Here is a 19,406-nt window from a genome sequence, read left to right as displayed (position 1 = left end):
GACTTTCTTTAAAAAACCTTTGCATTTAAATATTATTTGAATTATTTATTGCTTTTTTTATTCATTTTTGCAAAAACTAATTTCAAATCCATTCATGAGTATATTTTTTCGCATCATCATAATTTTAGCTTTATTAATAACTCCGATATTTCTAAAAATAAGTATAAGAAGTAAAATATTAATCAACTTTTTCTTAGGATTAATAATAATTCTTCTTTTGATCAAGATAGAATTTTTCAGTTCACCAAACTATTCTAGTTATAAAGGAGATCTTCTTTTATATTTTTTAAATTGGATCGCATATATTGTGTTTAATGTGATCAGTTCATTAATAGCTTTTATAAAACCGGATAATAGAAAAGAATATTTCTTCTTTTTCCCAACAATTGCAGCATTTATTGTTTTTATTTTTACTTCATTTGATGCTTTGGAGTATTCATCTTTTGTAACCGGAAATATTCTACTGACATTTTCGCCACTCTATATTTACATCTATTACTTTAAGTATAAAAAGAATCGTTAGAACTGAATTAAATGAAAATTATTTTTGATAAATTATTGGTAAAATTCCCTACAAAATTGAATTTAGAATTATAAAACTGTTAATTTTAAGAATAGATATTTAACATATCGAGTTTAAAATTGTATTTTTTCTTTAAAAAACTCTTAAGATGTGATAAATATTTTATCAGGGTCTTTTATAATACTAAATTTGTGTGACAAAACTATCCGATGTTTACAAATAAGGTATTAAATTTGATAGTTTGTAACAGTAAATTAAAAACTACTACTAATTCAAATACTTTAAAAAAAAATTTAATAAAATACATTACAGATTTATGTGGAAAAATTTTAAGCTAAATAAATTTTTACTCCTAATTCCATTAACAAGTCTAATGTTTTGTTTCAACTCGCCGAAAGATGATGACGAAAAGATGCAGACAATAATGGTGAGTGTAAAAAACACACTTTCTTACTTACATTACAGTCCAAAACCTATTAATGATGCTTATTCAAAAGATGTTTACAAACATTATTTCGAGTTGGTAGATCCGGGAAAAAGATATTTCGTTCAGTCGGATATGGATGAGTTTGCAAAACACGAAACGAAGCTAGATGATTATATCAATCAGGGAGATCTTACGTTTTATAAACTTACCATCGACAGATTATATCAAAGAGTAGATGAAATTGATAAAATCACTCAGGATATTTTCAGCAAACCAATCAACCTGAATGAAGATGAATCTTTGACTCTTGAGCCAAAACTGAAAAAAGTACCTGCCAACAAACAGGAACAGTATACAGAATGGAAAAAATTCATCAAATACAATATTCTTCAGGAAATTGAATCGATGAACAGCAAAGAAGAAGATCAGAAGGAGAAAAAAGATTCTGTTCAGAAATACAATCTTAAAGATACCATCAAATATCAGCCTTTAAATCCGGATCAAAAGCTTAAAAAAGCGACCGATGAGGTGAAAGATCTTGTAAAAGAAACATTTACGAGATTTAAAAAGAGAAAGAAAATGGATTGGTTCACTGTGTATATGAATGCTTATACGGAAGTTTTCGATCCTCACACGAACTACTATTCTCCAAAAGATAAAGACGATTTTGACACTCAATTCAAAGGAAAAGTAATCGGAATCGGAGCAATTATTCAAGAGAAAAAAGGATATCTTTATTTAGGAGCGTTAACGATTGGAGCTCCGGCATGGAAATCTAAGCAGCTTTCGGAAGGTGATAAAATTTTAAAAGTAAAATCTAAACCAAAAGAAGATGCAGTAAATGTAGTAGGAATGCTTTCTGATGAAGCAGTACGTTTGATCAGAGGGGAAAAAGGAACTCCGGTTACATTGACGGTTCAGAAAAAAGACGGAACAACTAAAGATGTTACTATGATCCGTGAAGAAGTTGCTATTGAAGATACATTCGCAAGAAGTATCGTAGTAAATTCTACAAACGGTAAAAAATATGGATTCATTAATTTACCGAGCTTCAACGCAGATTTCGAAGATGAAAAAGGAAGAAACGCTTCTGATGACATCAAAAATGAAATCATTAAACTGAAAGCTCAGGGAATTGAAGGAATCGTTTTAGATCTGAGAAATAATGGAGGAGGTTCATTAACGGAAGTTGGTGATATTATGGGACTTTTCATGAATGCAGGACCTTATGTTCAGGTAAAAGACGGAAATGGTAAAATTCAGACTTTAAAAAATAAGCAGGAAACTCCGGTTTGGACAGGACCTTTGGTAATTATGCAGAACGAACTTTCTGCTTCGGCTTCAGAAATCTTGGCAGGAGTAATGCAGGATTACGGAAGAGCGGTGATCGTTGGTTCGCCTCAGTCTTTCGGAAAAGGAACAGTTCAGACATTTGTTGATTTGAATAGATTCTTAAATACAGAAGATGATTTTGGATCCTTAAAACTGACAATCCAGAAATTCTACAGAATTACAGGTGAATCTAACCAAAGAAAAGGAATTGTTTCAGATATTCAGATGAAAGATTTCTTTACTTATGCTGAGGTTGGGGAAAGATATGATGATTTTGCTTTGGCTTGGGATAAAATTCCTACTGCAAATTTCCAAAAATTGAATATTTTCAACATTCAGGCTCTAGAAAAAGCTAGCAACGACAGAATGGCTAAAAATGCTAAATATCAATTACTCTTAGAGTCAGCTCAATGGAGAGAACAATTGGATAAAGAAGAGACGATTACGCTTAATATCAATAAGTTTAATGATGTGATGAAGCAAAGAAAATCTCAGATCGAGAAATTCAAATCATTAACGAAATTTGAAAATGGTCTTCAGTTCTCAATGTATCAGAATGAAGTTGAAAGAGAGAAAAAAGACGAAGCTTTCAAGAAAAAATCTGAAATCTGGATCAAAAATCTTAAGAAAGATCTTTACCTTCAGGAAGCAATGAACATTATTGCAGACATGGGTGCAAAATCTTAATGATCAATGATAAAACATAAAAAAGCCGCTAATGAAAATTAGCGGCTTTTTTATTTAAATTAAATTGTTGAATTATTACTTAATCTCAACACATCCAACTCTTCCTCCTGCATTCCCGGTCGGCTGAGTATGAAAATCATCCGCTGCAGCATGAACAATCATTCCTTTTCCGATGATGTTCTTAGACTCGTCTGAGCATCCAAGACACCATTTATTTGTCTTAAAAGTCAAAGTTGCATTTCCGCTTTGATCTGCTACTAAATTCCCAATATCTCCCATGTGGAAATGTTCAGCACCCCATTTTCCGTGGTCGTTTTTAGAAGGATTCCAGTGTCCTCCTGTTGAAGTTCCATCCGCTGCGGAACAGTCTCCTTTTTCGTGAATGTGTACTGCATGAATTCCCGGAGTAAGGTTTGTTACATCCAGTTTCATAACAACTTCATCTCCTTTTTGAGTAAACTTTGCCGTTCCTCCTGTCTGTGTGTTGCTTTTAGATAAGACATGGTACGTGTTCGTTGTTCCGCAAGAAACAGCAAACAGCGCACATCCTGCCAATAGTGCTAATGTTTTACCTTTCATTTTTAAATGATTTAAAGTGATTTTATGTTAAATTTAAACAACATTTTTCAAAGCGCCTTATGATTCCTGTATTTTTTCACAAATAGCAATAAAAGACAAATCATTTTCATTGGATCTTGATACCTTTGCCAAAAACATTTTTGATTTGGAAGAGCACAAAAAAAGAATGGTGAAAGCTATTCAATATATTGATAATAATCTCGATACGGAGCTTTCTTTAGAAAAAGTTGGAGAAATTGCTGCTTATTCACCATTTCATTTTCACAGGATTTTCAGGTTGATTACAGGAGAAACGGTTCAGAATTATATAATCAGAAAAAGAATTGAAAAAAGTGCCTTTTATTTAGCTGTAAAAAAGAATATAAGTTTAAAAGACATTTATCTTGAACTTGGATTTTCAAATCATTCTACTTTTAGTAAGACATTTAAAAAATATTATGGAAAATCTCCTTCCGAATTCAGAAAATCGGCTCCCGAAAAGTTTCATACAATTCAATTAAAACAAAGCAAGAACGGACAAATTGATGCGGTTTTTCAACAATACATTTGCAATATAGAAAACCTATTAAATTGGACTACAATGAATTTAAAAATTAAAGTAACCGATCTTCCGGAAATGAATTTGGCGGCCGTTATGAGCCTTGGAATTGCTAATGTTGAACCCTCTTTCAATATTTTAGTTGATTGGGCAAAAGAAAAAAAGCTTTTTCCAAGAGAGAATGTAAAAATGATTTCCGTTTACCACGACAGTTTTAAAGTTACGCCACCTGACAAAGTCAGAATTCACGCATGTATGCTTTTGGATGAAAGATTAAAGCAACAGGAAAGGCAGGTTTTCCCTGAAACCATTGAAGCCGGAAAATTCATCATCGGAAGCGGTGAAATGACATTGAATGATTTTGAACAATGTTGGGTTTCTCTCTTTCTATGGATGAATGAAAACAATTATTCCGTAAGAAAAGCCTTTCCTTTTGAAATTTACCATAGCAATTTCAAAGAACATCCCGAAGGAAAAATGATTGTAGATTTCTGCATTCCAATTAATTAAGAGAATCATTTAAGGCGTTACGTTTGTCATTCTGACGAAGGAAGAATCTCTATGCGGAAAATAGATTCTTCCTTCGTCAGAATGACAAATGGTATTTTTCTCCAAAAACTAAAACCAACGGTTCAGAATCCAAAATCTACCACTCAGCAACAAAAATTTAAAAGCAATAAAAATTCATCCTATTTTTGAATCGAAATAAAACAGCTATGAAAACAAAATTATTATTTCTCTTCTCTTTTTTCCTATTTGCTCTGAATTTTGCTCAGACAAAAATTTCCGGAAAGGTAACTTTTAGAAATAAAGGAGTAGGAGAAGTAAATGTAACATTAAAAGATACTTACGACGGCGCAACAACAGATGCCAATGGAAATTTCTCTTTTGAAACCTCCGAAAAAGGAAGTAAAGTCTTAACTTTTACTCATCCGAAATATATTGATGTTGAAAAACCAATTACGATTGAAAATCAGGAAGTTTCTGTCAATGCAGAACTAAAAGAACAAATCAACGAGATTGATGCAGTGGTAGTTTCTGCAGGTTCTATCGAAGCGAGTGACAGAAAAAGAGCAACCGCATTGTTGACACCAATTGATATTTACACAACAGCCGGAGCAGATGGACAAATTTCTTCAGCATTAAATTATCTTCCGGGAGTTCAAAAAGTTGGCGAAACAGAAGGACTTTTCGTGAGAGGTGGAACAGGAACGGAATCCAGAATTTTCATGGATGGAAGTTTGATCAACAATTATTTCTCAAGCTCGGTTCCGGGAATTGCAGGAAGAGATCGTTTCAACACATCGCTTTTTAAAGGGAATGTGTTTTCAAGTGGTGGATATTCTGCACTTTACGGACAAGCTCTTTCCGGTGCGTTAATGTTGGAAAGCGTTGATCTTCCGGACCAAAGTTCTTATGATTTCGGTATTTCTCCGATATTTTTAAATGCAGGATTTCAAAAGCTAAGTGACAGTAAAACTTCATCTTTTGGAGCAACTTTAGGATATTCAAATTTAAAATTAATGCAGGAAGCTTTTAATTTTAATACTAATTTTTCAGAAGCTCCTTCAGGTCTGAATGGTGATTTTAATTTCAGAATTAAAACAAAATCTGGCGGTTTCTTTAAATATTATGGAATGTATGATTCCAATAGAATGGGAGTGACGGTACCGAGTCTGGAACCTGAAAATGATTTTTCTTCTGTCAATTTAAAAGGAAAAAACACGTATCACAATTTATCTTTCAAGCAAAAATTCGGGAAATATCTGTTAAATGCAGGAACTTCTTATTCTTACAATCAATCAGATCTTGATTTTTCAACGCAGAAAAATGATATTGAAACCGGAAATACGAAACTGTTATCAGATGGAAATTATATCAATTTTAAAGCTGTTTTAGAAAGGAAAATTAATAAAATCAGCGCTTTACGTGGTGGTTTTGAATTAAATAGTACAAGCGAAAAACTGAATTTTAATGATTTCGTAGAAAAACATTACAAAGATTTGATTTCGGCGGCTTTTGTGGAAACAGATTTAGGATTTAGCAATCAATTATCGGCAAAAATAGGAGTGAGGGCGGAAAATTCATCTTATCTCGGAAAGAGCAATATTGCACCGCGTGTTGCCTTGGCTTACCGTTTTGCAAAAGACTGGACAACGTCATTCGCTTACGGACTTTTCTATCAAAATCCTGAAAGTAAATACATCAACGGACCTGCAAATTTAGATTTTCAGCAATCGCAGCATTATATTTTTCAGGTGCAGAGAACGACGGACGGAAGAAGTTTGAGAATGGAAGCTTTTTACAAAAAATATGATGATCTGTTGAAAGTTAAAAATCTTCCTTATGTAGACGGACAGAATCAATACGTTCAGACTGCGGATAATAACAGTGGTTACGGTTACGCAAAAGGAATGGAATTATTCTGGAGAGACAAAAAAACATTTGAAAATATCGATTATTGGATCAGTTATTCGTTTCTGGATTCAAAAAGAGATTTTCTAAATTATCCGATAAGTTTAAAACCGAATTTCGCATCGGAACATACAATTTCTGCTGTTGCAAAAAGATTTGTTCCGAAATGGAAAACAGGATTTAATTTTTCTTACACATACGCAAAAGGTCGTCCTTATTACGATATTGCAACTCAGGATATTAATGGAAAACCTGAATATTTTGTAAGAAAAGAAGGGAGTTTAAGAGATTATAATGCCTTAAATTTCAGTGTTAATTATCTTCCGAATCTCGGCAAAAAAGATGCAAAAGCATTTACCGTTTTGGTTTTAAGTGTTTCGAATATTTTAGGATCAAAAAATGTTTACGGTTACAATTTTTCGATGGACGGAGCAAGAAGTTCGGCAGTCGTTCCACCGGTAAATACTTTTGTTTTTGTCGGAGCTTTTATTAGTTTCGGAGTAGATAAAACACAGGATGCGATCAACAATAATTTATAAAAAATTAATTTCAATTCAACTAAAAATCTATCTTTATTAAATCAAATACTAACTTTAAAAAATTAGAAAAAATGAAAAAATACCTATTAACTTTTGCTTTAAGTATGATGAGCTTAACAGCTTTTGCTCAAACAGATTACGAAACAATAATGTCTGAAAGAATTACTAAGCTTGAAGCCTGTAAATCTTTGGATGATTTCCAGATTTTAGCAAATGATTTCGACAGAATCGGGAGAAAAGAAACTAAACAATGGCAACCTTCTTATTATGCCGCCTTCGCTTATATTCAGAAAGGGAGAATGCTTATGAGAGAAGGAAAAATGACTGAACTGTCTACACAGGCAAATTCTGCAGAAAAATATCTTGAACAGGCAGAAGCAATTGCAGGAAAAGACAATTCTGAGATCCATTTGCTTAAAAAAATGGCTTTTTCTTTGAAAATGATGGAAAATCCTGCAGAAAGATATATGACAGACGGAATGAAAGCGATGGAAGAACTTAAAAAGGCAGAATCTCTTGATCCAAGTAATCCAAGAGTGGCTTTAATTAAAGCTGAAGACACCTATTTCACTCCGGAACAATATGGAGGAAGCAAAACAAAAGGCTTGGAACAATTCAAAACTGCGTTGGAAAAATTTAATGCTTTTAAACCAAAAACAGCTGTAGATCCAAACTGGGGAAAAGCTGAAGCTGAATACTTCCTAAGTCAGACTTCATCTAAATAATCAATAAAATTTTATAAAACCTTCCTGAAATGTGAAGGTTTTTTTATGCAGTTCAGTCAGGAAAAATGACGATTCGGCGAAAAATAATTTTTAATACTTCTAATATCGACTATTTTTGAACCAAGAAAACTGATAATGAAACGTAAAGGCATAATAATATTACTTTGGGTATCGCTGGGAATGGCTTTGTTTTTCTTTTTTGCATTTAATGACGAAAAGACATTCAAGAATTTTGCGATCACTCTTTTGGTTTCCACGATGTATTCATTCGTTTTGGGACTTGGAAATGGGATTATAAACGACTTCCTCAACAGAAAGTTTCCGTGGTCTGAAACTACTAGATTAAGAGCAATTTTAAGTATTGTTTCAATTCTGATTGCTAATTTTATTTTGGTGTATTTCTGCAACTATATGAATTTTGTGATTATCCAAAAAGCGGCGACAACAGAAGAGTTTTTCTCAAGCAAATACAATACTTCGAATTGGTTTATGATCAATATTGCGTTATTGATCTCGGCTTTTCTCCATGCAAAAGGTTTCATGGAAGAGCTGAAAAAAACATCCAAGAAAGAAGTCGTAGAACAGAAATTGATTGCAAAATCTGCAAATGCACAATTTGAAAGTCTTAAAAATCAATTGGATCCACATTTTTTGTTTAATTCTTTAAATGTTTTAAGCTCTTTAATTGATGAAAACCCAAGACAGGCTCATAAGTTTACTGCTTCAATGTCAAAGATTTACAGATACGTTTTGGAGCAGAAGGACAAAGAATTGGTAACCGTAGAAGATGAACTTGAATTTGCAAAAACATATTGTGATTTGTTAAAAACAAGATTCGAGGACAGTGTAGATTTTGTTTTTGATGTTAAAAAAGAAGATTACAAAAGATTTGTCGTTCCGTTGTCGCTGCAGTTGCTTTTGGAAAACTGTATCAAACATAATTTTGCGACTTCTTCGAAACCTTTAATTATTAAAATCTTCTCTGAAAATGATACGCTTTGTATAGAAAATAATCTGCAGGTAAGAGAACAGATCAAAGAAAGTTCGGGAATCGGTTTGTCGAATATTGTTCAGCGTTATTCTTTATTGACGAAACGAAACGTTTTCATCGAAAAATCAGAAGATTATTTTAAAGTAATACTTCCGGTTCTTTCATCTAAACCTAATGAAGTCAGTATTAAAATTGAAGATAAAGACAAAGCTTACGAAAGAGCGCAAAAACGTGTAAAAGAAATAAAAAGTTTCTACGGAAACCTGATTTCTTACTGTATCGTGATTCCTTTTTTGATCATTGTTAATTTAATGACAAGTCCGCACGATATATGGTTTTACTGGCCGATGTTAGGATGGGGAATAGGACTTGCAGCTCACGGAATGAGCACTTTTGCCATAGGAAAAAGCTGGGAAGAAAAAAAGATCAGAGAAATTTTAGAAAAACAAAACAGAAACTTAAAATAATTATTATGGAAAATATTAACAAAGACGACATCAGATACAGAGAAGCAGAAAGACAAGTGAATAAAATCAAGAAATTCTATGTTTTTACCTTCATTTATTTCGCAGTAAATATTTTTATTTTATATCTGAATTACAGAGAATTAAAGCCTAACGAAACGATTTGGCAGCTGAAATATTTTTCACTTCCTTTCTTTTGGGGACTTGGAGTTGTTTTTTATGCGATGAGAGTTTTTATTCCGCGTTTTATATTGGGAAGCAACTGGGAAGAAAAGAAGATTAAAGAACTGATGGAAAAAGAAAAAGAGCTTTAAATGTTAATTTAAAAATCACAAAATGAAAACATTACAAATTATTTTCACCATTTCGATGTTCGCTTGGTTTTTAACCGAAATTCTTTATAAAAACATATTAAAATCAACCAAAAAAGATAAAAAAGACAAAGATAAATCTACTTTGAATCTTCTTTGGATTGCCATTCCTTTTTCAATCTTTACTTCTATCTGGGTTTCTTATTGTACAAAGCTTCCGATTTCTGATGAGGTTTGGATCTACTATTTGGGAGTGATTTTTATTGTTGTTGGAATTGTTTTCAGATATATCATTATCAAATCTTTAGGAAAATATTTTACCGTTGATGTGACGATAAGAGAAGACCATAAAATTAAAAAAGAAGGCTTTTACAAATATTTGAGGCATCCTTCTTATGCTTTTTCTTTATTGACTTCTTTAGGTCTTGGATTGTATTTGAATAATTGGCTGTCATTATTTTTGGCATTTGTTCCAACATTTATTGCATTCAGTTATAGAATTAAAGTGGAAGAGAAAGCATTAATTGAGCAATTTGGAGAAGAGTATTTAGAATACAGAAGGAAAACTAAGAAATTGATTCCTTTTGTTTATTGATAATTATATAGATGCTTTGAGAGCTTCAGCATGACACCGCTAAAAATTATATCTAAAACAAACGGTTAGTATTAGAATTGTCATGCTGAGGTTCTCGAAGCATCTATGCTAAATCTAGGAGTGATAAAGAATTCGACGAAGGAGAAATCTACTTTAAATAAACAGAGATTCTTCACTCCGCTATCGCTCCGTTCTGAATGACAAAGAGCTTTAAATAAAGAAGATTTAAGAAACCCAAAAATCCCGATTCTCAGTTGAGTCGGGATTTTTACAATTCAGTATTCAAATTCTACGGTTCGGTAATATAAAATTGATTTGAGGGTAATTGTTGACCTACATTTGTCTCAACAAAAACAAACAATTAATCTTTAAAAATTAAAAATATGGAAACTTACATCAACAAAGAAACAATAGCTTACAGAAAAGCATCAAGAAGAGTAAAAGAATTAAAAGGATTTTACGGAAATCTTACTTCATATTGTTTAGTAATTCCGTTTTTGGCAGTACTAAATCTTTTGACAGCTCCGGGATATTTATGGTTTTTATGGCCAATGATGGGATGGGGAATGGGAATTGCAGCTCACGCAGTGACTACATTCGGAATCGGAAAATCTTGGGAAGAAAAAAAGATCAAAGAATTGATGGAGGAAGACAGAAAAAATATAAAAACACTTTAATTAAAATAACTTTAAAAACTTAATACAATGAACTACAATCAAGCACAACAAAGAGTACACGACCTGAAAAAATTCTATAAAAGCGTTTTATGGTTTGGAATCGTAGCGTTTATCATTTTCTTTGATGATATTTTTGAAAAAGGAATCTTTAATTTTTCACTTTGGAACGGATCGGTTATTTTAGTGATTTGGGGAATTATTTTGACTGTAAAAGCCGTAAAATTATTCTTTCTGGATTCTGAATGGGAAAGAGATGTAATGGAAAAAGAGATGAGAAAATCAAAAGATCCGCTTAATTTTTAAAACTGCTGATTTTTAACTAATTTTATTCGAAATTTTAAAACTAAAATCGGGAACTCAATGATCAAAACAGTCATTATCGAAGACGAAAAACCGGCTTCAAGGAAATTGGAAAGAATGCTTAGTGAATTTCCTGAAATCGAAGTGGTTGCGAAAATAGAATCGGTGGAAGAAGGCATTCAGTGGTTTTCTGAAAACGAACATCCGCAGCTTATTTTTTCGGATATTGTTTTGGGAGACGGTTTGTCATTCGATATTTTTGAGAAAGTTCCTTCGAAGGGTTTTATTATCTATACGACAGCTTTCGATCAATATACTTTAAAAGCTTTTAAATTAAACAGTATCGATTATCTTTTAAAACCGATTTTGGATGAAGATTTGGGTGGAGCAATTGAAAAATTCAAGTCATTTCTTCCTTCGGATAATTCTGTCAGTTCACAGGAAATCAAACAATTAATTAAAAAAGATAAAACAACGCTTTCCAGGATTTTAGTCAAAATTGGGTATAATCTAAAAATTGTTCAGACGCATGAAGTAAGCTGTTTTTTTAGTGAAAATAAAATTGTTTATCTGCAGACTCAAGAACGAACTTATCCGTCGGATTTCACTTTAGATGAACTGGAAGATGTTTTGGATGAAAAAAAATTCTTCCGCGCAAACCGACAGTTTATCATTAATTCGGATTACATCAAAAACATTCACACTTCACCCAATTATAAAGTTGAATTGGAATTTCAGCCTGAAGAGGAAATCACAGTGAGTCGTGATCGCGTAAAAGATTTTAAAGATTGGTTGGTAAGTTAATTTTGAATTAAACCAACAACAATTAACTAAAAACCATTAACTATTTATAATCTATACGATTAGCTTCCGTATCTTCAAGTTGTTTTATAATTGATTTTGGAATCTCATCGCTGTCAATCGGAAAGCTTATGGAGTCAGGAATAAAGTTTTTTCTCTCCGCTTTCTGGAAGATTTCGAAAAGAGCAATCGGCTCTTGATTAAAACTGATACATGTACTTATAAAATGCAACTCATGGAGCTTATATTCTGGATTTTTCAACTTTTCCTTGATGTCTTTTATTCTTGAAATAAAATGGCGTTGACGAATAAACGTATTGCTGTTCATGATGATAAAAATATAATCTGAATAGGCAGTTACTTTCCCAAAATACTTGTGACGGTCACCACCGCTTCTTTCTACGAAATATTCACCCGAAGTTTCGGATTTGTAAACTTCTGTTGCAGAACGCCAGATTCGGTCATCTTTCGCCTGTAAAGGATTATCCGGAAGATTTCTGTTGTAAGAATACCAACAGCCGACCAGTCTGTCAAGTAATTCCGTGTTCTGTTTTACATTATTCATATCAATTTTCAGATCATTAAAATTAAATGATTCCGTATTTGAATTAATAAAATCAATATAATTTGAATAGCCTAAAACTTTGACAATCAGACTCAATTTTGCCAGATTCGGTTTACTTAAAACGGCATTTTCGTTTTGATAATATTTTTTTAATTTATTGATTATCAAATGTTCGTATAGATAATTTGAGCCCAACAAATCAGGTTCTTTTTTTATGCTTTTCTCTGCATTTTCGTTGATAATTAAATCATTAAGCTCTGCAACAATGTAGGACCATTCGGTTTTTGAAACATCTTCCCAATTGTTTTTCTTTAAAAAGTGCAGACTTAGGAAATTCATCAATTTTTCCAGATGCAGAATATCTTCTTTTTTCATAGTTTTATTTCGTAAGACTAATATAAGATTATTTTAAATCCAAAAAAGACTGTTGCAAGACTTTTATATTTTAAATCAAAGCCATATTTGAATAGAAAAATAAAAGTTAAAACAATGAAAACAAAAATCTTATTACAAAATGATTCTCTTTGGAACAGACTTCAGAGTTTTTCAATAGACAGTCCGAATGTAGATTTTCCTTTCTCAAAAAAACTGGCAAAAGAAGAAAACTGGACTTTGGATTTTACAGCGAAAGCAATAGAAGAGTATAAAAAATTCGTTTATCTCTGTTGTGTTCTGCCAAACGGAGCGTCACCGAGCGAAATTGTAGACAAAGTTTGGCACATGCATTTGATCTACACTCAAAATTACTGGGAAGAATTTTGTCCGAACATTCTACAGCAAAAACTTCATCATCATCCTTCAAACGGAGGCTTAAATGAAAATGAAAAACACAAAAACTGGTTTCAGGAAACTATAAGAAACTACGAAGAAATTTTTAAAGAAAAAGTGCCGATAGAAATTTGGCTCAATAAAAAAGAAAAGCCAAAACAGCGAAAATTTTGGTTGAACGGTGTTAAAATCTTATCTGTTATTTCAATCATTTTTATTTTAAGCTCTTGTTCAGATGCAATGGGTAGTTTATTGTCAATCATATTTATAATAGTTCCAATAATACTTTTCATAATTGGCTTTTCTTCTCAGGCTATGAATAAAAACAATGATTCTAAAAACAAAAAAGACGACGGAACCAACTCCGGATCAAGTTGTGGCGGAAGTAGCTGTAGTGGCGGAAGTTCTTGCGGAAGTTCTTGCGGAAGTAGTTGTGGAAGCGGATGTGGCGGTGGTTGTGGTGGTTGTGGAGGTAGTTAAAAAAAGAAAAGCAATGAAAAAAACGATCATTCACATAGTTCCGGTTGTGATAAGTTTTATCTGGCTTATTGTAATCAACCATACTTTTAATCCGATTTCTTTAAAAGGACCAGACTTTCTAAAGTTTTATTTACTTCTAATTTTCGGATTTTATGCTTCAATTTTTGCCTTAAAATTATTCAATGAAGCTATTTCAAAAACAACTTTTTACTTCGTAATTTCCATTTTTCTTTTGGGAATTATAAAATTAATCAGAGGAATTTTCTTAGGAAAACCTGTCGGATTTTTAATCATGATTTTACTATTGGAATTAATTTTAATACTTTTTATTAATTTATCTCAATTAAATAATAAGATCAAGTAATATTTAAAAAAATCAAAACCCGAAACAAAACGCTTCGGGCTTATTATTGGTTAAATTTTTATCTTCTGAAAGGTTTGTTTATCGCAACCTCTCTGTCTTTATGAAAATCATTTCTCTGGTATTGCGCATATTGTTCTCGGCTGAGAATTCTTCTCAATTTTGCATCATATTCTCTTGCTGTCAGTCTTTGTTTTGAAAGAGCAAAGATCTCTTTTTCCTGACGCGGAGATAATTTCAAACCTCCTTCAAAGCCTCTTTGGTTTTGGTAAACTTCTACTTTAGTATCTCTGAAACCTTCTTTTCTCTGTTGTGCATTTGTAGCGAATGCGATAAATAAACTTGCTACTAAAACTAACTTTTTCATAATAATTAAATTTTAAGATTTATATTCTATTTTTGTTTTTCTTACTTTAGAATAAACAATAGATATGCCTGAAATGGGCACAAATAAAGGCTTATAGAAGTATAAGCCTTTTTTATAGATGAATGATAAAATTTAATCGACGAATAGAATTTCTTTCTGTTTTTAATTTTTTCAGGAGCTTTATCCCGCTTTCCACTGTATCTTTTTCGCCAATGCTTTTCTGCGAATCCTGTCTCAGAAAAAGGATGTCGTTGCAATCGGGGCTAGGAATTTGTCGGTTTTACAGTAATTGTTTTCAATTAGGAAATAACCCCGCTTCCCAAAAGTTCCTCACCGATATACCACGAAGCGAATTGTCCTTCCGCAATAGCAGATTGTGGCACTTCAAATTCCATATAAAAAGCATCTTCAAATTGATAGATCGTCGCTTTTTGAAGTTCCTGTCTGTAACGGAATCTCGCCATTACTTCCATAGATTCGCCATTTTTTAGCCTTAAATCTTCACGTACCCAATGCAATTCAGCATTATCAACTTTCAGGGCTTTTTTGTGTAACCCGGGAAAACTGTGACCTTCCCCAACGAAAATAATGTTGTTTTCCATATCTCTGGACACAATAAAACAGCTTTCTTTATGTCCTCCGATTCCTAATCCTTTACTTTGACCGATCGTGAAAAATTGGGCACCTTGATGCTTTCCGATCACTTTACCGTCTGCTTTTTTATAATTGATTTTTTGACTTAAAAATTCTAATTCTTCTTCTTTTGATGTAAACTCAGGCTTTTCTTGTGAAAATAAAGGTGAATCTTTAAAAATTTCTACAATTTCACCTTCTTTTGGAACCAATTGTTGCTGTAAAAACTGTGGAAGGCTTACTTTTCCGATAAAACATAATCCCTGAGAATCTTTTTTATCAGCCGTTACCAATCCGATTTCTTTTGCAATTTCCCTAACCTGAGGTTTTGTAAGTTCTCCAATCGGAAACAATGCTTTTGACAATTGATCCTGATTCAACTGACACAAAAAATACGACTGATCTTTATTATTATCTTTTCCAGCCAATAAATGGAAGATTTCTTTTCCGTTTTCATCAACTGTTGAGTCTACTCTCGCATAATGTCCTGTCGCTACTTTATCTGCGCCTAAAGACATTGCCGTTTTCATAAAAACATCGAATTTTACTTCTCTGTTACACAGAACATCGGGATTTGGAGTTCTTCCTTTCTGATATTCATCGAACATATAATCAACGATTCTTTCCTTGTAAAGTTCGCTCATATCGATTACCTGAAACGGAATTCCAAGTTTTTGAGCGACCATTAAAGCATCATTACTATCCTCAATCCAAGGACATTCATCTTCCAGCGTCACCGACGCATCATTCCAGTTTCTCATAAACAAAGCCACAACTTCATGACCTTGCTGTTGCAGCAAATGTGCTGTAACACTGGAATCTACGCCTCCGGATAATCCTACTACTACTTTCATTTTATTTCAATTTTACGAAACTCTTAACGGGAGTTCTTAGTTTGACGCGGCAAAAATACAACTAAATATATTCGCAAAAAAACCATAATTTTAAACATCGATAAAAACAATTTAATATGAAAAAATTTATTATTCCTTTATTTTTAATGATTTCTGGAGCGGTGTTTTCGCAAGTTACAGTCGGGGCTTCTCCAGAAAATAACAACCGCTGGACTTTCGGTGGCGGAATTGGCTTTGGCTTCGGAAGCAATAATTATTTTAATATTTCAGCAGCTCCAAGAGTAGGATACAGGCTTACTGATGATCTTGAAGGCGGAGTTTTGGGAAGTGTTTCGTGGCAGAAATCAAATTCTTATAGTTCAACAATGTTTGGAGTTGGTCCTTTTCTGAATTATTATATTGCAAGAACGTTTTTTATAAGTGCTAATTATCAGCATTATTTCATCAATTATAAAGATAAATTTTATGATTTTAAAGCAAATGCGGACGAAGATGCTTTGTATCTTGGAGGAGGTTATATGCAAAGAATCGGTAATAATTCTTACATGCAGATCGGCTTGATGTATAATGTTCTTTGGAAAGAGAATTCCAGTATTTTTTCGAGTGGACTGGTTCCGAATATTGGATTTGTGGTTGGGCTTTAAGGGTTTATAATTAACAGTCATTTGTCATTCAGAACGAAGCTGGAGCGTAGTGAAGAATCTATTCCGTTAATTAGATTCCTCCTTCGTCGGAATGACATATGTTGATTTTTAAATTATAAAAAACAAAAAAGCATCGAGAAAATTCCCGATGCTTTTTTATATGACAAAATTATTTATTTATGATTGAGAAGACTTTTCAGCCGCTGATTTCTTTGGCTTTGAAGTTTTTCCTGTCAAACCGTCTTTCGCTTCATTCACGTCAAGAACTACAGTTTCTCCTTCATTTAATTGTTTGTTTACCAACATTTCTGCCAATAAATCTTCAATATATTTCTGGATAGCTCGTTTCAATGGTCTTGCTCCGAAATCTTTATCCCATCCTTTTTCAGAAATAAAGTCTTTTGCTTCTTCAGTCAATTCAACTTTATATCCTAATTTTTCAAGTCTGCTGTAAAGTTTGTTCAATTCAAGATCAATAATTTTCTTGATATCTTCTTTTTCAAGAGAGTTGAAGATTACAATATCATCAATTCTGTTTAAGAATTCAGGTGCAAATGCTTTTTTAAGGGCATTTTCAATTGTGCTTCTTGCTCTAGAATCTGTATTTGTTTTCTTAGCCGAAGTTCCGAATCCTACACCGTCTCCGAAATCTTTAAGATCTCTCGTACCGATGTTTGAAGTAAGGATAATGATTGTATTTCTAAAATCAATTTTTCTTCCTAAACTGTCCGTAACGTGACCTTCATCTAAAATCTGCAACAAGATATTGAATACATCCGGGTGAGCTTTTTCAATCTCATCCAAAAGAACCACAGCATAAGGTTTTCTTCTTACAGCTTCAGTTAATTGTCCACCTTCTTCGTATCCAACGTATCCCGGAGGCGCACCAACCAATCTTGAAACTGCGAATTTTTCCATATATTCACTCATATCGATTCTGATCAAAGATTCATCAGATTCGAATAATTCTCTTGCCATTACTTTAGCCAGCTCGGTTTTACCAACTCCAGTTGTTCCCAAGAAGATGAATGTACCGATTGGACGGTTTGGATCTTTAAGACCTGCTCTGTTTCTTTGAATTGCCTTAACAACTTTTTTCACAGCGTCTTCCTGACCGATCACTTTTCCGTTCAGTTTTTCATCCATCTGAGCCAATTTATCAAGCTCGTTCTTACCAACTTTCGTTACAGGAACGCCACTCATCATAGAAACTACTTCAGCTACATTTTCTTCAGTTACGGTTTCTTTCTTCTCTTTTACATCTTTGTCCCATTTATCCTGAGCCGAATTCAGTTCCATCTGAAGTCTTTCTTCTTCATCTTTCAACTTTCTTGCTTCAAGATAATCCTGAGCTTTTACGGCTTTCTGCTTCATTTCTTTGATGTCTTCGATTTTCTTTTCAAAATCAATGATCTCAGTAGGAACTTTCATATTTTTAATATAAACACGAGATCCGGCTTCGTCCATCGCGTCAATCGCTTTGTCTGGTAAGAAACGGTCTGTAATATATCTTGATGTCAAATTGACACAAGCTAAAATTGCTTCATCTGTATACACTACATTATGATGCTCTTCGTATTTATCTTTAATCTGATTCAAAATCTGAACGGTTTCTTCGATGTTAGTCGGTTCCACCATTACTTTCTGGAATCTTCTTTCTAGAGCTCCATCTTTTTCAATATACTGACGGTACTCATCAAGAGTTGTTGCACCAATACATTGAATTTCTCCTCTTGCTAAAGCCGGTTTAAACATATTTGATGCATCCAAACTTCCTGTTGAGCTTCCTGCACCAACAATAGTGTGAAGCTCATCAATAAATAAGATGACATCTCTGTTTTTTTCCAGTTCCGTCATGATCGCCTTCATTCTTTCCTCAAACTGACCACGGTATTTTGTTCCGGCAACTAAACTCGCCAAATCCAAAGTGATCACTCTTTTACCATAAAGAACTCTTGAAACTTTCTTCTGTTGAATTCTTAAAGCCAAACCTTCAGCGATGGCAGATTTACCAACTCCAGGTTCACCGATAAGCAACGGATTGTTTTTCTTTCTTCTTGATAAGATTTGAGAAACTCTCTCAATTTCTTTTTCACGACCGATGACAGGATCCAATTTTCCGTCTCTTGCCAAAGAAGTTAAGTCTCTACCAAAGTTGTCCAAAGTCGGAGTTTTACTTTTTGCAGAGCCTAAATTTCCTGTAGGCTTTCTCATTTGCTCAAAATCCTCTCTTTCGTCGTCGTCGTCATAAGCACTCATTTGTGGCGCCTGTCCAGAATTTTTAAGCATAGTTTGATATTCTTTTGAAACACCTTCGTAGTCGATATCGTAAGCTCCTAAAATACTTGAAGTAGGGTCCTCATATTTATAAAGAATGCCTAAAAGCAAATGAACGGTATTAATCTCATTACTTTTATATTGTCTGCATTCTAACTCTGCACGTTTGATCGCGTGATCCGCCATCTTCGTGAAAGAAATATTAGTAACCTCCTCAGAAATAGGATTAAGACTTGCTGTATTTAGAGTTTCAATTTTTCTTCTGATTTGTGTTAAATCCGCATTAAGGTTTTGAAGGATTTCTTTTGCAGAGTTTTCCGTTTTTATAATACCTAAAAGTAGATGTTCTGTATTAAGAAATTCACTTTTCAGCCGTTTAGCTTCGCTTTTGCTTTGTTTGAACACTTGGCTCAAACCTTGTGAAAACTTATAATCCATAATATATCTCATTAGAATAAAAGCAACATTGCCATTTATCCATTATCTAAATTACAAATATTTTACCAAAAATCAATAAATGACTTTATGGCAGAAAAAATTTTATTATCTTATT

At 33.0% G+C, this 19,406-nt stretch carries 18 protein-coding genes; 13 read left to right on the top strand and 5 right to left on the bottom strand.

What is annotated here, in order from left to right; genetic code table 11:
- Nucleotides 1-839 precede the first annotated feature (839 nt).
- Nucleotides 840-2,969 (top strand): carboxy terminal-processing peptidase, encoded by a 2,130-nt coding sequence (locus ABD940_RS09680; RefSeq protein ID WP_345202960.1) that lies wholly within the window; start codon nt 840-842, stop codon nt 2,967-2,969.
- Nucleotides 2,970-3,044: 75 nt separating this feature from the next.
- Here the strand turns inward: ABD940_RS09680 and ABD940_RS09675 are convergent, their stop codons facing one another.
- A complete protein-coding gene (locus ABD940_RS09675) occupies nt 3,045-3,548 on the bottom strand; it encodes a superoxide dismutase family protein (protein WP_345202958.1) in 504 nt (167 codons plus the stop codon).
- 145 nt (nt 3,549-3,693) lie between these two features.
- Here ABD940_RS09675 and ABD940_RS09670 point away from each other — a divergent pair, with 145 nt between their 5' ends.
- The 9 genes from ABD940_RS09670 to ABD940_RS09630 all read left to right on the top strand — a co-directional run bounded on the left by ABD940_RS09670 (nt 3,694) and on the right by ABD940_RS09630 (nt 11,907).
- Nucleotides 3,694-4,596 (top strand): AraC family transcriptional regulator, encoded by a 903-nt coding sequence (locus tag ABD940_RS09670; protein ID WP_345202956.1) that lies wholly within the window; start codon nt 3,694-3,696, stop codon nt 4,594-4,596.
- Between the two features lie 206 nt (nt 4,597-4,802).
- Complete coding sequence (locus tag ABD940_RS09665) at nt 4,803-7,040, top strand: TonB-dependent receptor (RefSeq protein WP_345202953.1); 2,238 nt, start codon at nt 4,803-4,805, stop codon at nt 7,038-7,040.
- Nucleotides 7,041-7,111: 71 nt separating this feature from the next.
- A complete protein-coding gene (locus ABD940_RS09660) occupies nt 7,112-7,765 on the top strand; it encodes a tetratricopeptide repeat protein (protein WP_345202950.1) in 654 nt (217 codons plus the stop codon).
- A 135-nt stretch (nt 7,766-7,900) separates the two neighbouring features.
- A complete protein-coding gene (locus ABD940_RS09655; protein ID WP_345202948.1) occupies nt 7,901-9,223 on the top strand; it encodes a 2TM domain-containing protein in 1,323 nt (440 codons plus the stop codon).
- 5 nt (nt 9,224-9,228) lie between these two features.
- A complete protein-coding gene (locus tag ABD940_RS09650) occupies nt 9,229-9,534 on the top strand; it encodes a 2TM domain-containing protein (RefSeq protein WP_345202945.1) in 306 nt (101 codons plus the stop codon).
- A gap of 22 nt (nt 9,535-9,556) precedes the next feature.
- A complete protein-coding gene (locus tag ABD940_RS09645; RefSeq protein WP_345202943.1) occupies nt 9,557-10,126 on the top strand; it encodes a methyltransferase family protein in 570 nt (189 codons plus the stop codon).
- A 383-nt stretch (nt 10,127-10,509) separates the two neighbouring features.
- Nucleotides 10,510-10,803 carry a 2TM domain-containing protein gene (locus tag ABD940_RS09640; protein ID WP_345202940.1) on the top strand — a complete coding sequence of 98 codons (294 nt, stop codon included), beginning with the start codon at nt 10,510-10,512 and terminating at the stop codon, nt 10,801-10,803.
- A 27-nt stretch (nt 10,804-10,830) separates the two neighbouring features.
- Nucleotides 10,831-11,106, top strand: a complete 276-nt coding sequence (locus tag ABD940_RS09635; protein WP_345202938.1) for a 2TM domain-containing protein — start codon at nt 10,831-10,833, stop codon at nt 11,104-11,106.
- Between the two features lie 57 nt (nt 11,107-11,163).
- Nucleotides 11,164-11,907 carry a LytR/AlgR family response regulator transcription factor gene (locus ABD940_RS09630; RefSeq protein WP_345202936.1) on the top strand — a complete coding sequence of 248 codons (744 nt, stop codon included), beginning with the start codon at nt 11,164-11,166 and terminating at the stop codon, nt 11,905-11,907.
- A gap of 40 nt (nt 11,908-11,947) precedes the next feature.
- On the opposite strand, the gene ABD940_RS09625 is transcribed toward ABD940_RS09630, so the two are convergent.
- Nucleotides 11,948-12,844, bottom strand: coding sequence for a hypothetical protein (locus ABD940_RS09625; protein WP_345202933.1), 897 nt, complete (start codon nt 12,842-12,844; stop codon nt 11,948-11,950).
- A gap of 114 nt (nt 12,845-12,958) precedes the next feature.
- Between ABD940_RS09625 and ABD940_RS09620 the strand changes: the two genes are divergently transcribed.
- On the top strand, nt 12,959-13,717 hold the full coding sequence (locus ABD940_RS09620; RefSeq protein ID WP_345202930.1) for a glycine-rich domain-containing protein: 759 nt from the start codon (nt 12,959-12,961) through the stop codon (nt 13,715-13,717).
- A 13-nt stretch (nt 13,718-13,730) separates the two neighbouring features.
- On the top strand, nt 13,731-14,081 hold the full coding sequence (locus tag ABD940_RS09615) for a hypothetical protein (protein WP_345202928.1): 351 nt from the start codon (nt 13,731-13,733) through the stop codon (nt 14,079-14,081).
- A gap of 58 nt (nt 14,082-14,139) precedes the next feature.
- On the opposite strand, the gene ABD940_RS09610 is transcribed toward ABD940_RS09615, so the two are convergent.
- The gene (locus ABD940_RS09610) at nt 14,140-14,445 is read right to left on the bottom strand and encodes a hypothetical protein (RefSeq protein ID WP_345202926.1); all 306 of its coding nucleotides are present in this window, start codon (nt 14,443-14,445) and stop codon (nt 14,140-14,142) included.
- A gap of 299 nt (nt 14,446-14,744) precedes the next feature.
- Nucleotides 14,745-15,932: a tRNA 2-thiouridine(34) synthase MnmA gene (gene mnmA / locus ABD940_RS09605; protein ID WP_345202924.1), complete on the bottom strand. Its 1,188-nt coding sequence runs from the start codon at nt 15,930-15,932 to the stop codon at nt 14,745-14,747.
- A gap of 116 nt (nt 15,933-16,048) precedes the next feature.
- Between mnmA and ABD940_RS09600 the strand changes: the two genes are divergently transcribed.
- Entirely contained in the window at nt 16,049-16,576 is a 528-nt protein-coding gene (locus tag ABD940_RS09600) for a hypothetical protein (protein WP_345202921.1), read from the top strand.
- Between the two features lie 177 nt (nt 16,577-16,753).
- Here the strand turns inward: ABD940_RS09600 and ABD940_RS09595 are convergent, their stop codons facing one another.
- Nucleotides 16,754-19,291: an ATP-dependent Clp protease ATP-binding subunit gene (locus tag ABD940_RS09595; RefSeq protein ID WP_345202918.1), complete on the bottom strand. Its 2,538-nt coding sequence runs from the start codon at nt 19,289-19,291 to the stop codon at nt 16,754-16,756.
- Nucleotides 19,292-19,406 lie beyond the last annotated feature (115 nt).

Origin of the sequence: Chryseobacterium ginsengisoli (genome assembly GCF_039542325.1) — a bacterium.
GTDB classification, from domain to species: domain Bacteria; phylum Bacteroidota; class Bacteroidia; order Flavobacteriales; family Weeksellaceae; genus Chryseobacterium; species Chryseobacterium ginsengisoli.
The sequence above is the reverse complement of the archived record's forward strand: the minus strand, read 5'-3'. Positions and strand labels throughout refer to the sequence as shown.

What these genes read in the sequence shown, in the direction of transcription:
- ABD940_RS09680 (WP_345202960.1), top strand. Translation starts at nt 840, where the DNA reads ATGTGGAAAAATTTTAAGCTAAATAAATTTTTACTCCTAATTCCATTA.
- ABD940_RS09675 (WP_345202958.1), bottom strand. Translation starts at nt 3,548, where the DNA reads ATGAAAGGTAAAACATTAGCACTATTGGCAGGATGTGCGCTGTTTGCT.
- ABD940_RS09665 (WP_345202953.1), top strand. Translation starts at nt 4,803, where the DNA reads ATGAAAACAAAATTATTATTTCTCTTCTCTTTTTTCCTATTTGCTCTG.
- ABD940_RS09660 (WP_345202950.1), top strand. Translation starts at nt 7,112, where the DNA reads ATGAAAAAATACCTATTAACTTTTGCTTTAAGTATGATGAGCTTAACA.
- ABD940_RS09655 (WP_345202948.1), top strand. Translation starts at nt 7,901, where the DNA reads ATGAAACGTAAAGGCATAATAATATTACTTTGGGTATCGCTGGGAATG.
- ABD940_RS09650 (WP_345202945.1), top strand. Translation starts at nt 9,229, where the DNA reads ATGGAAAATATTAACAAAGACGACATCAGATACAGAGAAGCAGAAAGA.
- ABD940_RS09645 (WP_345202943.1), top strand. Translation starts at nt 9,557, where the DNA reads ATGAAAACATTACAAATTATTTTCACCATTTCGATGTTCGCTTGGTTT.
- ABD940_RS09640 (WP_345202940.1), top strand. Translation starts at nt 10,510, where the DNA reads ATGGAAACTTACATCAACAAAGAAACAATAGCTTACAGAAAAGCATCA.
- ABD940_RS09635 (WP_345202938.1), top strand. Translation starts at nt 10,831, where the DNA reads ATGAACTACAATCAAGCACAACAAAGAGTACACGACCTGAAAAAATTC.
- ABD940_RS09630 (WP_345202936.1), top strand. Translation starts at nt 11,164, where the DNA reads ATGATCAAAACAGTCATTATCGAAGACGAAAAACCGGCTTCAAGGAAA.
- ABD940_RS09625 (WP_345202933.1), bottom strand. Translation starts at nt 12,844, where the DNA reads ATGAAAAAAGAAGATATTCTGCATCTGGAAAAATTGATGAATTTCCTA.
- ABD940_RS09620 (WP_345202930.1), top strand. Translation starts at nt 12,959, where the DNA reads ATGAAAACAAAAATCTTATTACAAAATGATTCTCTTTGGAACAGACTT.
- ABD940_RS09615 (WP_345202928.1), top strand. Translation starts at nt 13,731, where the DNA reads ATGAAAAAAACGATCATTCACATAGTTCCGGTTGTGATAAGTTTTATC.
- ABD940_RS09610 (WP_345202926.1), bottom strand. Translation starts at nt 14,445, where the DNA reads ATGAAAAAGTTAGTTTTAGTAGCAAGTTTATTTATCGCATTCGCTACA.
- mnmA (WP_345202924.1), bottom strand. Translation starts at nt 15,932, where the DNA reads ATGAAAGTAGTAGTAGGATTATCCGGAGGCGTAGATTCCAGTGTTACA.
- ABD940_RS09600 (WP_345202921.1), top strand. Translation starts at nt 16,049, where the DNA reads ATGAAAAAATTTATTATTCCTTTATTTTTAATGATTTCTGGAGCGGTG.
- ABD940_RS09595 (WP_345202918.1), bottom strand. Translation starts at nt 19,291, where the DNA reads ATGGATTATAAGTTTTCACAAGGTTTGAGCCAAGTGTTCAAACAAAGC.